Annotated in this window: 11 protein-coding genes; 6 read left to right on the top strand and 5 right to left on the bottom strand. The window is 69.1% G+C overall.

Going from position 1 to position 12,123, the window contains the following annotated elements; genetic code table 11:
• Window positions 1-51: 51 nt before the first annotated feature.
• A complete protein-coding gene (locus G7B71_RS02235) occupies window positions 52-1,869 on the top strand; it encodes an autotransporter domain-containing protein (protein WP_166037443.1) in 1,818 nt (605 codons plus the stop codon).
• Window positions 1,870-2,003: 134 nt separating this feature from the next.
• Window positions 2,004-3,029, top strand: coding sequence for a methyltransferase (locus G7B71_RS02240; protein WP_166037445.1), 1,026 nt, complete (start codon window positions 2,004-2,006; stop codon window positions 3,027-3,029).
• A gap of 347 nt (window positions 3,030-3,376) precedes the next feature.
• On the opposite strand, the gene G7B71_RS02245 is transcribed toward G7B71_RS02240, so the two are convergent.
• Both G7B71_RS02245 and G7B71_RS02250 read right to left on the bottom strand, forming a co-directional pair.
• Entirely contained in the window at window positions 3,377-3,985 is a 609-nt protein-coding gene (locus G7B71_RS02245; RefSeq protein ID WP_243406060.1) for an Mpo1-like protein, read from the bottom strand.
• Between the two features lie 22 nt (window positions 3,986-4,007).
• The gene (locus G7B71_RS02250) at window positions 4,008-4,685 is read right to left on the bottom strand and encodes a methyltransferase domain-containing protein (protein ID WP_243406061.1); all 678 of its coding nucleotides are present in this window, start codon (window positions 4,683-4,685) and stop codon (window positions 4,008-4,010) included.
• A 141-nt stretch (window positions 4,686-4,826) separates the two neighbouring features.
• Between G7B71_RS02250 and aroA the strand changes: the two genes are divergently transcribed.
• From aroA to G7B71_RS02270, 4 genes are read left to right on the top strand one after another with little or no spacing between them, the layout of a single operon-like run.
• Window positions 4,827-6,071: a 3-phosphoshikimate 1-carboxyvinyltransferase gene (aroA, locus tag G7B71_RS02255; protein ID WP_166037449.1), complete on the top strand. Its 1,245-nt coding sequence runs from the start codon at window positions 4,827-4,829 to the stop codon at window positions 6,069-6,071.
• On the top strand, window positions 6,068-7,144 hold the full coding sequence (gene aroC / locus G7B71_RS02260; RefSeq protein ID WP_166037560.1) for a chorismate synthase: 1,077 nt from the start codon (window positions 6,068-6,070) through the stop codon (window positions 7,142-7,144). Before aroA ends, aroC begins: the two co-directional genes overlap by 4 nt.
• On the top strand, window positions 7,141-8,250 hold the full coding sequence (gene aroB / locus G7B71_RS02265; RefSeq protein ID WP_166037452.1) for a 3-dehydroquinate synthase: 1,110 nt from the start codon (window positions 7,141-7,143) through the stop codon (window positions 8,248-8,250). Before aroC ends, aroB begins: the two co-directional genes overlap by 4 nt.
• The gene (locus G7B71_RS02270) at window positions 8,243-9,031 is read left to right on the top strand and encodes a shikimate dehydrogenase (protein ID WP_166037454.1); all 789 of its coding nucleotides are present in this window, start codon (window positions 8,243-8,245) and stop codon (window positions 9,029-9,031) included. Before aroB ends, G7B71_RS02270 begins: the two co-directional genes overlap by 8 nt.
• Here the strand turns inward: G7B71_RS02270 and G7B71_RS02275 are convergent.
• The 3 genes from G7B71_RS02275 to G7B71_RS02285 are packed head-to-tail and all read right to left on the bottom strand — an operon-like array spanning window position 9,028 to window position 12,065.
• Complete coding sequence (locus tag G7B71_RS02275; RefSeq protein ID WP_166037456.1) at window positions 9,028-10,650, bottom strand: GTP-binding protein; 1,623 nt, start codon at window positions 10,648-10,650, stop codon at window positions 9,028-9,030. The two genes, G7B71_RS02270 and G7B71_RS02275, sit on opposite strands and share 4 nt — an antisense overlap.
• Before the next feature lies 1 nt (window position 10,651).
• Window positions 10,652-11,557 (bottom strand): sulfate adenylyltransferase subunit CysD, encoded by a 906-nt coding sequence (cysD, locus tag G7B71_RS02280; protein ID WP_243406062.1) that lies wholly within the window; start codon window positions 11,555-11,557, stop codon window positions 10,652-10,654.
• Window positions 11,558-11,576: 19 nt separating this feature from the next.
• Window positions 11,577-12,065: an FKBP-type peptidyl-prolyl cis-trans isomerase gene (locus G7B71_RS02285; protein ID WP_166037458.1), complete on the bottom strand. Its 489-nt coding sequence runs from the start codon at window positions 12,063-12,065 to the stop codon at window positions 11,577-11,579.
• Window positions 12,066-12,123 lie beyond the last annotated feature (58 nt).

Raw genomic sequence — 12,123 nt, forward strand, 5'->3', positions numbered from 1 at the left:
TTTTCGGCACGCTGCGTCAGACAGCGGCCTTTACGTAGGGGAAAGTAAGAAATGACCAAGTTCGCGTCGCGCCTGCTCGCCACGACGGCCATGTTGCTGGCCGGGGCATCCATCGCCGCGCCGGCCCAGGCACAGCGGGTCGACCGCATCATCGCGTTCGGCGATTCCTATGCCGACGACGGCAATTTCTTTGAGCTGACCGGCATTCCGAGGCCCGCCGCCTATCCGAATGGCCGCTTCAGCAACGGCACCAACTTCGTCGACACCATGTCGCTGCTGCTCGGGCGGCCAGTCGACAATTTCGCGATCGGCGGCGCGTACACCGGGACCGGAAACATCAACGGAATCCCGGGTCTCGGCTTTCAGCTCGAATATCAGTCGTTCCTCGCCGGGGGCGGTCCTGCCGCCTTCCCACGCGTAGCTGGGACGTTCAATCCGCAGGACCTGCTCGTCATCTCGATCGGCGGCAACGACGCTCGCGCCTACCGGCTCGGCGGCGGCACGGTAGCAGGCGCCTCGGCAGCCGCGGCTCCGCGCGTGACCGAGGCCACCGCCGGTCTTACCGCGCTCGTCAATGCCGGAGCGCGCAACATCACCTTCCTCGCCGGCGATGTCGGCCGGCTGCCGGAAGCCGTCGGCCAACCCAGCGCCCCGGCGGGCACCGCTTTCTCGAGCGCCTTCAACCAGGGGATGCGGACGAGCCTCGCCAGCTTCGCCAACCAGGGCGTGATCGTGAACTATCTCAATCTCAACCTGATCGGCGACCGCGTCCAGGCTAACCCCGGCGCCTACGGTCTGCAGAGCGCCGGAGCAGCCACGGCCGCAGACGTCGCCGCGGGACGCGCGGACAACTTCCTGTTCTACGCGGACAATGTCCACCTGACCTCGGCCGGCTTCGCCATCGTCGGCGCCTATGCGGTGCGCCAGCTCGAGGCGCCGCTCCAGCTTGAGGCGCAGGGCGAGACGGTGATGCTCGCCGCGGACTCGTTCGGCCAGTCGCTCCAGGACCGGCTCGACCTCAACTCGGCGGACGAAGCCGGCGAGGGCCCGCCGCTGCGCGTCTTCTTCGGCGCCGATTACGGCCAGCGCGGCATGGACGATACGGAGACCAGCCTCGCCTTCCGCGCCGAGCGATGGAGCGCCACCGGCGGCGTCGAATATGACGGCGGCCCCTGGCTGATCGGCGCAGCCGCCAGCCTGTCGCAAGGCGACACGCAATTCCTCAGCGGAACCGGAAGCGTCGACAGCGGCATGGTCCAGATCGGCGCCTACGGCTCCTGGTCGAGCGGCGGCCTGTTCGTCGAGGCCTATGGCGGCATCGGCCAGGGCAATCTCGACATCCGCCGCGACGCGGTGATCGACGAGATCCAGGGTCAAACCGACGCCGATACGATCGTCGCCGGCGGCCAAGTCGGCTATCTGTTCGACCTTGGCCAGGTCCGCGTCGGCCCGGTCGCGGGCATCGGCTACGCCAAGGCCGAGATCGACGGCTTCACCGAGACCGGCGACCCGGTGCTCACGCTCAACGTGTCCGATCAGGACGTCGACCAGCTGGTCGGCAGCCTCGGCGTTGAGATGAACGGCGATTTCGACATTGGCGGTAGCCGCGTCGCGCCGTTCCTGTCGGCCACCGTCGACAAGGAACTCGACGACGATCCGCGCACCATCCTTTATGCCGCGACGGCGGCGCCGGAGATCGTCAACCAGTGGGTCGTCGCCGGCAACGACGAGACCTACGGGCGCGTCTCGCTCGGCGCCAACCTGCACATCACCAACGGCCTCACCGTGCAGGTCGCCGGATCGACTACGATCGGCCAGGACCAGGGCGACCGCAGCCAGGCCTCGGTGGCGATGAGGCTCGGCTTCTAAGGCACGCGCATCGCAGGCCGGGCGGCTTTGGTCGCTCGGTCGAGCCGCCGCGCGCTCCGGTCGCAGCGGACCTGAACCGGCCGGACTGGCCCCTAGTCTCCCGCGCTTTCCAAGAGAGCGCGGGAGATTTCGTCATGCACAATGAGGTTGGGCCGGAGCAGATCCTGCAGATCGGCATGGGCTTCTGGCCGTCGAAAATATTGCTGAGCGCGGTCGAGCTCGGCCTGTTCACCGAGCTGTCCGGAGGGCCTCTGACCGGCGCCGAGATCGAGCAGGCGCTCGGCCTCCACCCGCGCGGCACCTATGACTTCCTCGACGCGCTGGTCGCGATCGGCATGCTTGAGCGCACCGGCGACGGCGCGGCGGCGCGCTACGCCAATACGCCCGCGACCGCCCAGTTCCTCGACCGCAACCAGCCGTCCTATATCGGCGGCATCCTCGAGATGGCGAACGCCCGCCTCTACCGCTTCTGGGCCGATCTCACGCCGGCGCTGAAGACCGGCCAGCCTCAGAACGAGGTCAAGCATTCGGGCAAACCGATGTTCGACGAGCTTTACGCCGATCCGGCGCGGCTCGAGCAGTTCATGGACGCGATGACGGGCGTGTCGATGGCCAATTTCAACGCCTTCGCCGACAAGTTCGATTTCACGCCCTACCGGACCCATGCCGACATCGGTGGCGCCACCGGCCAGCTCGCGACCATCGTCGCCCAGCGCCACGGCCATATCAGCTCGGTGTCCTACGACCTGCCCGTCGTCCAGCCGATCGCCGAGCGGCGCATCAAGAGCGCGGGCCTCGACGGCCGCCTCGCCACCGGCACGATCGACTTCTTCGCCGACGATTTCCCCAAGGCCGACCTCATCACCATGGGGATGATCCTCCACGACTGGAACCTCGACAAGAAGAAGCAGCTCATCGCCAAGGCCTATGACGCGCTGCCGGAGGGCGGCGCGTTCGTGGCGATCGAGAACATCATCGACGACGAGCGGCGGCAGAACGCCTTCGGGCTGATGATGTCGCTCAATATGCTGATCGAGTTCGGCGACGCCTTCGACTTCACCGGGGCCGATTTCGAGGGCTGGTGCCTGGAGGCGGGCTTCAAGCGCTGCGAGGTGCTGCCGCTGGCAGGCCCGGCAAGCGCCGCGATCGCCTACAAGTGAGGCGCCTGCCTACATCATCCAATAGGTGACCATCATGCTGGGCAGCGCGACGAGAAAGGTGCCGACGCCGTAGGTCAGCGCTTTGGTTATTAATGCCGTGTTTTCCATGGCTTGCCAAACGCGCCCGATCACTTTCGGGTCCACGGAACTGGAGGTTAGATTTCCGGCCGGAACGAGCGCGCTCCGGCGTCGTTCACCCTGCGTAACGACAGGGAGCAAATTGCATGCGCATCGGCATCAGCCTCGGCGGCCTCATCCTCCTGCTGATCATCCTCTGGATCATCTTCTGACGTAAAAGGGCGCCGCCCCGCCGGCAGCGCCCTTCACGTCCGTGCCGCGAGAGCGGCTTATTCCGCGGGCACCAGCCCGTGATCGTACTTCTCGCCGCGCAGCAGGCGGGCGGGCGCCTTGCGGTACAATCTGAAGTCGTTGATCGGGTCGGTGACGATCTTGGTGCCCCAGACGAGGCCGGTCTGGACGCCGCGGGTGAAGCACAATTGGATGACGCGGAAAGCGAGGCCGCCGGCGCCGAGGCCGAGCCACAGCCACCCGACCTGGCGCGCGAGCTGCCACCAATTCTCGGCCGGCGCGAACAGGCCGAGGAAGGTCGGGTCGATGGCGAGCGCCAGCGGCAGGCCCGCCCAGATGCCCATGAGCACCCATTTGCGGAACAGATTGTAGCCGACCTTGACCTCTTCCTTATAGGCGTGGGTCACGGCGTTGACGCTGTCGTAGCCCTTCGGCTCGAAGAAGAAATGGCCCGACTGGCGGCTCCACATCGCCACCGTCCAGGCGATCAGGCTCGCCACCGCCGCATCGACGAAGAGCAGGGCATAGCAAAGCAGGAAGGTGCAGGCCGACAGGAAGTGAAGGCTCTGGTTCACCAGGCTGTGGTGATAGAAACGGTGGTCGTCCCACCGCTGGGTCGCCAATTCTTCCCGAAAGCCCGGCATCATCGCCCCTTCATTATCTCGGCGATTATAGAGGCCTCGCCGAGGCCGCGATAGCCTGAGCGCCGTCCTTGAGCTTCTCGAAGCGCAGCAAGGCGAAGTGCCCGAGCGGCGGCAGCGGCTTGCGCTCGACCAGCCGGATATCGGGCCGCCCGGCCGCCCAGTCGGTGAACAGGGCGAAGGGGAAATCGGTGCGCCAGCCGAGCTTGGTGGTGACCGGCATCAAGGTCTTCTCGATGCTCTTGCGCAGGCCGCGCTCGGCGCCCTGGCGGGTGGCGATGACGATCTCGCCGCCCGGCTTCACGACGCGGGCGAACTCGTCGAGCGCCTTGTGCGGGTTCGGCACCGCGCTGACGACATATTGCGCCACGACCACGTCGAAGCTGTCATCCTCGAAGCGGAGGTTCTCGGCGTCACCGGCCTCAATCGATTCGACATTGGCGAGGCCGAGCTTCTCGACGCGCTTTCGGGCGAGCTTCAGCATGTCCTCGGAGATGTCGGCGCCGACCAGCCGCGTGTCCTTCGAGTAGAAAGGCAGGGAAATGCCGGTGCCGACGCCGATCTCGAGGATCCGGCCGCCCTTCCCCGCCGCTTTCTCCGCGACCCGGATGGACTCGGCACGGCCCTTGCGGAACACCGGGCCGAACAGCCAGTCATAGACCGGCGCGAGGCGGTCGTAGGACTTGGCGACGCCTTCCCTGCTCATTTCAACCGACATCGAACCCATGACTCCCGGCCGGCGCTTTCGGGCGCCTGATACGCCCGCAATGTTGCAGCAGCGCGTCTAGGTCCCGGCTCAAGACCAGTAAAGCTTGCCTCCAGCGCGCCCGCGGTCGATCAGCCGGCCATGAAGCTGACCGCGCATCCGGGAGCGCCCCTTCGCGGCGAGGTCGCGGTTCCCGGAGACAAGTCGATCTCGCACCGCGCGCTGATCATCGGCGCGATGGCCGAGGGCGAGACGCGGATAACCGGCCTGCTGGAATCGGACGATGTGATGCGCACGGTCGCGGCGGTGCGCGCGCTCGGTGCCGATGTCGCGCGCGACGGCGACATCTGGCGCGTGCGCGGCGGCCCGTGGCGCTCGCCCGACGCGCCGATCGACTGCGGCAACAGCGGCACCACCGCGCGCCTGCTGATGGGCGCCGTCGCCGGGCGGCCAATCAGCGCGACCTTCGTGGGAGACTCGTCCCTGTCGCGGCGGCCGATGCGGCGGGTGACCGAGCCGCTTCGCCAGATGGGCGCCCGCATCGAAGGCGGCGACACGTTGCCGATCACGGTGCATGGGGGGCGTCTTCGCGGGATCGAATATGCGATGCCGGTGGCGTCGGCGCAGGTGAAGTCGGCCATCCTGCTCGCCGGCCTGGGCGCCGATGGCCCGACCCGAGTGATCGAGACGCAGCCCAGCCGCGACCATAGCGAGCGCATGCTGCCGCTGTTCCTCGACGAAGCCGGACGGCTGCGCGGCACGGACGTCCCGGCGCCGGGCGACCCCTCGTCCGCCGCCTTCCTGGTCGTCGCGGCGCTTCTCGTTCCAGGGTCGCAGGTCACCGTCCGCGGCGTGGGCATCAATCCGACCCGCATCGGGCTGTTCGAAACCCTTCGGGACATGGGCGGCGAAATCGAGCTGGCGAACCGGCGCGAGGTCGGTGGCGAGCCGGTGGCCGACGTCCTCGCCCGCGCGTCGCGCCTGCGCGGAGTCGAGGTTCCAGCGGCGCGCGCGCCTGCGATGATCGACGAATATCCGTTGCTGGCCGTCGCCGCCGCCTTTGCCCAGGGCGGGACGGCGATGCACGACCTCGGCGAGCTCAGGCACAAGGAAAGCGATCGCCTCGCCGCCATCGCCAACGGGCTCGCCGCCTGCGGCGTTTCCGTGCAGGTCGAAGGCGACACCCTCCGCATTCGCGGCGGGGCGGCGCCCGGCGGTACCGAGGTCGCGGCGCATGGCGACCATCGCATCGCCATGGCGTTCGCCGTGCTGGGGCTGGCCAGCGCCGCCCCGGTATGCGTAGACGGCGCCGAGATGATCGCGACCAGCTTCCCCGGCTTCGCCGACCTGATGCGCGGCCTCGGCGCCCGCATCGAGGACGCCTGATGGTCAACAGCTTCGGCCGCGTGTTCCGTTTCTCGACCTGGGGCGAGAGCCACGGGCCCGCCATCGGCGCGGTGATCGACGGCTGCCCGCCCGGCCTCGCTTTGAGCGAAGCCGACATCCAGCCCTGGCTCGATCGCCGCCGCCCCGGCGGCAGCCCGGTGACCAGCGCTCGACAGGAGCCCGACCGCGTCCGAATCCTCTCCGGCACGTTCGAGGGTCGCACCACCGGCACGCCGATCAGCCTGATGATCGACAATGTCGACGCCCGCCCCGCCGACTATGCGGCCAATGCCGGCGCCTACCGCCCCGGCCATGCCGACTATACCTACGAGGCCAAATATGGCCTGCGCGACTGGCGCGGCGGCGGGCGCAGCTCGGCCCGCGAGACCGCCGCGCGGGTCGCCGCCGGCGCCGTCGCCCGGCTGGTCATTCCGGAGGTGGCCTTGCGCGCATATCTCGTGGAGCTGGGCGGCGACCCAATCGAGCGCTCCTACTTCGACGAAGGCCAGATCGACTCCAACCCCTTCTTCTGCCCCGATCCCGCCGCGGCGCTTCGCTGGTCGCGATCGATCGAGGCGGCGCGCGAGGAAGGCTCCTCGCTCGGCGCGGTGGTCGAATGCGTCGCGACCGGAGTGCCGGCGGGCTGGGGGGCGCCGGTCTACGCCAAGCTTGACGCCGAGCTCGCCGCCGCCGCCATGTCGGTGAACGCGGTGAAGGGCGTCGAGATCGGCGACGGCTTCGGCGCCGCCCGGCTTCGCGGTGAGGACAATGCCGATGCGATGCGATCCCGCGCGGCCGGCCCTGATTTCGAGTCCAACCATGCCGGCGGAATCTTGGGCGGGATCTCAACCGGCCAGCCGATCGTGCTTCGCGCCGCGTTCAAGCCGACCTCGTCCATCGCCAGGCCCGTGGCGACGATCGACGGAGCCGGCCGCGACACCGAGATCTCGACGAAAGGACGCCACGATCCTTGCGTCGGAATCCGCGGCGCGCCCGTGATCGAGGCGATGGTGGCGCTCGTGCTGGCCGACCACAAATTGCTCGATCGCGCGCAATGCGGAGAACGTCGATGACCCTCGTGAACGTCGAGCTCGGCGACCGCGCCTATCCGGTCCGCATTGAATCCGGCGGCCTCGACTGGGCCGGCCAGATGCTCGCGCCCTATGCCCGCGACGGCCGAATCGTCGTCGTCACCGACCGCAACGTGCTCGCCGCGCAGGGCGACCGGCTCACGGCGGGCCTCAACCGCGCCGGCCTCGAGCCCGACGGCATCGTCATCGCGCCCGGCGAGGAGAGCAAGGACTGGTCGCACCTCGCCCGCCTGATCGACGATCTCACCGCCCGCGGCGTCGGGCGCGACGATCACATCGTCGCGTTCGGCGGCGGCATGATCGGCGACCTCGCCGGCTTCGCCGCTTCGATCCTCAAGCGCGGCGTCGGCCTGGTCCAGGTGCCGACCAGCCTGCTCGCGATGGTCGACGGCGCGGTCGGCGGCAAGACCGCGATCAACACCACCGCGGGCAAGAACATGGTCGGCGCCTTCCACCAGCCGAGCCTGGTGTTGATCGACCCCGACTGCCTCGACAGCCTCCCCGTCCGCGAGCTTCGCGCCGGCTATGCCGAAATCGTCAAATACGGGCTCATTTCCGACCCCGACTTCTTCGCCTGGTGCGAGGCCAACGGGCCGATCCTGCTCGCCGGCGACCAGGCCGCACGCGAGCAGGCCATCGCTTTGTGCGTGGGCATGAAGGCCGCCATCGTCGCGGAGGATGAGCGCGACGAGGCGGGTCGCCGCGCCCTCCTCAACCTCGGCCACAGCTTCGCCCACGCGATCGAGGCGGAGACCGGCTATCGCCTGCTTCATGGCGAGGCGGTGGCGATCGGCCTGTGCCTCGCCTTCCGCCTGTCCGCCGAACACGGCCTGTGCCCCGCCGAGGACGCCGAGCGCGTGGAATCGCACCTGCGCGCGGTGGCCCTCCCGACGACCCTCGACGAGGCCGGGCTCGCCGCCGACGGCGAGCGCCTCGCCGAGCGAATCCGCCACGACAAGAAAGCGGCCAACGGCAAGGTGCGCCTGATCCTCGCCCGCGGCATCGGCCAGGCTTTCGTGGTGGACGACGTGCCGCTCGACGAGATCGCGGCCTTCCTCGACCGGCAGCGCCAGCCGCTCGATGCCTGACGTTTATGCGGAGGTGATCGGCGATCCCGTCGCCCATTCCCTCTCTCCCGCGATCCACACCCGCTGGATCGCGGCGCTGGGCCTGCACGCGCGCTACGAGGCCACCCCGGTCACGCCGGAGGGGCTGCCCACCTACCTCGCCGCCCGCCGCGCCGATCCCGACTGGCGCGGCTGCAACGTCACTTCTCCGCACAAGATCGCCATCGCGAAGCTGGTCGACCGCCTCACTTCCGCCGCCGAGCGGATCGGAGCCGTCAATTGCGTCTTCCGCGACGGCGACGCCCTCGTCGGCGACAATAGTGACATCACGGGCATTGCCGCCGCGCTCGGCTCGGCGGAAATCGCCGGCCGCAAGACGGTCATTCTCGGCCCCGGCGGGGCCGCGGCGCCGGCCGTCGACCATCTGCTGGAACAGGGGGCCGCCGACATCGTGCTGCTCGCGCGCGACCCCGACCGGGCGGCTCTCCTGTGCCGCCGCGCTCCCGGCCGCGTTCGCGCCGCACCGTTCGCGGGAGAGGAGATCGTTGGCGCCTCGGTCGTCATCAACGCGACCCCGCTCGGCCTGCGGGGAGGCATGCCGATGCCGCCCGCGATCCTCGCCGCCCTCCCCTCCGCGGCGCCCAGCGCTACGGTGCTCGACATGGTCTATCGGCCGGAACGCACGCCGCTGCTCGCCTCTGCCGAAGCCGCCGGCCTGCGCGCCGTCACGGGCATGGTCATGCTGATCGGCCAGGCGCGGCCGTCCTTCGCGCTGTTCTTCGGACGCTCCGCGCCGGTTTAATCGTCGGGCAGATCACCCTTCGAGACGTCGACCGAAGTGCCGTGACGCTCGTCGGCCGGCATGTCGGTGGCGACCAGGACGACCAGCCCCGCCTCGCTCATCATCCGCGCGAGCTCGCGGATGCGGCGCTGGCGCTCGGGTTCCGCGTGGGGCCCCGACAGGTCGCTGTTCAACCCGACCTGAAGTCCTTCCTCGTCCAGCACCACGGTCGGGCGGCCGCGCGCCTGCATGCGCTGCTGGTAACGGCGGGCGAAGGCGATCCGCTCGTCGGGCGCTCCGCTGAGCCACAATATTCGGCCATGGCCATGCTCGGCGGCCGGCTCGCCTGCCGAATCCGGCAGCGCCTGCACCATGCCGGCGGCGACGGTGCCGTTGCTCGCCCGGTCGATCAGGATGAAGCCGCCGAAGTCGCGGCTCTCGGCATAAGGCAGCGCCACCACCGGCCGGTCGAGGACCAGCTCGCAGCGGCCGATGTCGTTGAGGTGGAGCGCCTCGCCGTGGCGCGGCTCCAGAGTCGCCATGTCGACCAAGTCGACGACCCGCGCGACGCTGGCGCTCACCAATTGAGTCCCGATCTTCAACCAGTAAGCGCGGCCCGGCACCAAAGGCTCGCCCGCCATCCACACCAGCATCGCGTCGAGCCGGTCGGCGACGCTCGGCGGCTGGGACGCCGCCGCGATGACGTCGCCGCGCGCACAGCCCACTTCCTCGGTGAAGGTCAGCGTCACCGCCTGCCCCGCCACCGCCTCGTCGAGGTCGCCGTCCGCGGTGACGATGCGGTCGACGACGCAGCGCGCCTCGCCGGGAAGGATGCGCACGGTGTCGCCCGGCCGCACGCAGCCGCTGCTGATGGTGCCGGCATAGCCGCGGAAGTCCTGGCCGGCGCGGTTCACCCACTGCACCGCCATTCGGAACGGTTCCGCCGCCGCATCCGCGGTCCGCACCGGAATGCGCTCCAGCTGCTCGATCAGCGTCGGCCCGTCATACCAGGGCATCGCCGCGCTCTTGCGGCTGACATTGTCGCCGTGCAGCGCCGCGGCCGGGATCGCCTGGACCGCGCCAATGCCGAGTTTGTCGGCCACGGCCCGGTATTCAGCCGCGATAAGATTGAAGACGGCCTGATCGTTGAAGACCAGGTCCATCTTGTTGACCACCAGCACCACCTCGCGGATGCCGAGCAGGGCCGCGATATAGCTGTGCCGGCGCGTCTGGTTCAGGACGCCCTTGCGCGCGTCGACCAGGATCACCGCCGCGTCGGCGGTCGAGGCGCCGGTCGCCATGTTGCGGGTGTACTGTTCGTGGCCGGGCGCGTCGGCGACGATGAACTTGCGCTTGTCGGTCGCGAAATAGCGGTAGGCGACGTCGATGGTGATGCCCTGCTCGCGCTCCGCCGACAGCCCGTCGACGAGCGAGGCGAAGTCGAGCCCCCCGTCCTCCAGCGCCTCGACCTGATCCTCGAACAGCAGCTTGGCATCGTAGAGCAGCCGCCCGATCAGCGTCGACTTGCCGTCATCCACCGACCCGCAGGTGATGAAGCGCAGCAGCGACGTGGCCTGGTTGGCGGCGAGAAAAGCCTCGACCGCGGCGCGGGCATCTGCGGGTGCGTACGCGTCGGCCACGTCAGAAATATCCCTCGGCCTTCTTGCGCTCCATGCTCGCCGGCTGGTCGTGGTCGATCGCCCGGCCCTGGCGCTCGGAGGTGGTCGCGGTGAGCATTTCGGCGATCACCTCGGGCAAGGTCCGCGCATTGCTCTCAGTGGCGCCGGTCAGGGGATAGCAGCCCATGGTGCGGAAGCGGACCGTGCGCTCGATCACCTGCTCGCCGTTGCGCAGCGGAAAGCGCTCGTCGTCGACCATCACGATAATGCCGTCACGCTCGACCGTCGGCCGCGGCGCAGCGAGGTAGAGCGGGACGATCTCGATCCCCTCGCGATAGATGTACTGCCAGACGTCGAGCTCGGTCCAATTGCTCAGCGGGAAGACCCGGATCGTCTCGCCCGTCGCCTTGCGGGCATTGTAGAGGTTCCACAGCTCGGGCCGCTGGGTGCGCGGGTCCCAGCGGTGGCTCGCCGAGCGGAATGACAAGATGCGCTCCTTGGCGCGGCTCTTCTCCTCGTCGCGCCGGGCGCCGCCGAACGCGGCGTCGAAGCCGTGCTGGTCGAGCGCCTGCTTGAGCCCTTCCGTCTTCCACGCATCGGTGTGGCGGCTGCCATGGTCGAACGGATTGATGCCCTGCGCCTCGGCTTCCGGATTGCGGTGGACGATCAGCTCCATTCCGCTTTCCGCCGCGACCTTGTCCCTGAGGGCGTACATCGCGCGGAACTTCCAGGTCGTGTCGACATGGAGGAGCGGGAAAGGCGGCCGCGCCGGGAAGAAGGCCTTCTTCGCCAGGTGAAGCATCACCGAGCTGTCCTTGCCGCACGAATAGAGCATGACCGGCCGCTCGCACTCGGCGACGACCTCGCGCATGATGTGGATCGCCTCGGCTTCCAAGGCGTCCAGATGCGTGAGCGTGGGAGCGGTCATGGTCCGGGCCGCGGCGCGCCTAGCGCTGCGCAGGCTCCTCGTCGACGATGTCGATCAGCTCGACCTTGAAGAACAGGGTCGCGCCGCCCGGGATCGGGCCGCGGCCGGCGCCGTAGGCGAGCTCGGCGGGAACCGCGAACTCCCAGCGCTCGCCGACGCTCATCATCGGAATGCCTTCCTGCCAGCCGCGGATCAGCCGGCCCAATGGGAAGGTCGCCGCCTCGCGCCGCTCCACCGAGGAGTCGAACACTTCGCCATTCACGAAGCGGCCGACATAATGGACCATCACGCGGTCCTGGACGGTCGGTCGCTCGCCGGTGCCACGGCCGATGAGGACGCGATATTTGAGGCCGGACGGCGTGGTGCGCCAGCCGTCGGCCTCGCTCAGCGCGTCAAGCGCCTGGCGCTGCTCGGCGAGATAAGCGGGGTCCGGCGCGGCGGGCGCGGGCTCGGCGGCGGGTTGCATCAGCGCCGCGGCGGCGGTGAGGAATATCGGGGTCAGGATCATGGCCCGCTTCTCCGCGATGCGGCGACAAGCGTCAACGTGTTGACCGCCGGCGGCGCGC

It is taken from the genome of Sphingosinicella sp. YJ22 (assembly GCF_011320075.1).
Classification (GTDB): Bacteria; Pseudomonadota; Alphaproteobacteria; order Sphingomonadales; family Sphingomonadaceae; genus Allosphingosinicella.

Bases quoted from the DNA above. Each gene is read 5' to 3' on its own strand.
- G7B71_RS02235 (WP_166037443.1), top strand. From the start codon at position 52: ATGACCAAGTTCGCGTCGCGCCTGCTCGCCACGACGGCCATGTTGCTG.
- G7B71_RS02240 (WP_166037445.1), top strand. From the start codon at position 2,004: ATGCACAATGAGGTTGGGCCGGAGCAGATCCTGCAGATCGGCATGGGC.
- G7B71_RS02245 (WP_243406060.1), bottom strand. From the start codon at position 3,985: ATGATGCCGGGCTTTCGGGAAGAATTGGCGACCCAGCGGTGGGACGAC.
- G7B71_RS02250 (WP_243406061.1), bottom strand. From the start codon at position 4,685: ATGAGCAGGGAAGGCGTCGCCAAGTCCTACGACCGCCTCGCGCCGGTC.
- aroA (WP_166037449.1), top strand. From the start codon at position 4,827: ATGAAGCTGACCGCGCATCCGGGAGCGCCCCTTCGCGGCGAGGTCGCG.
- aroB (WP_166037452.1), top strand. From the start codon at position 7,141: ATGACCCTCGTGAACGTCGAGCTCGGCGACCGCGCCTATCCGGTCCGC.
- G7B71_RS02270 (WP_166037454.1), top strand. From the start codon at position 8,243: ATGCCTGACGTTTATGCGGAGGTGATCGGCGATCCCGTCGCCCATTCC.
- cysD (WP_243406062.1), bottom strand. From the start codon at position 11,557: ATGACCGCTCCCACGCTCACGCATCTGGACGCCTTGGAAGCCGAGGCG.
- G7B71_RS02285 (WP_166037458.1), bottom strand. From the start codon at position 12,065: ATGATCCTGACCCCGATATTCCTCACCGCCGCCGCGGCGCTGATGCAA.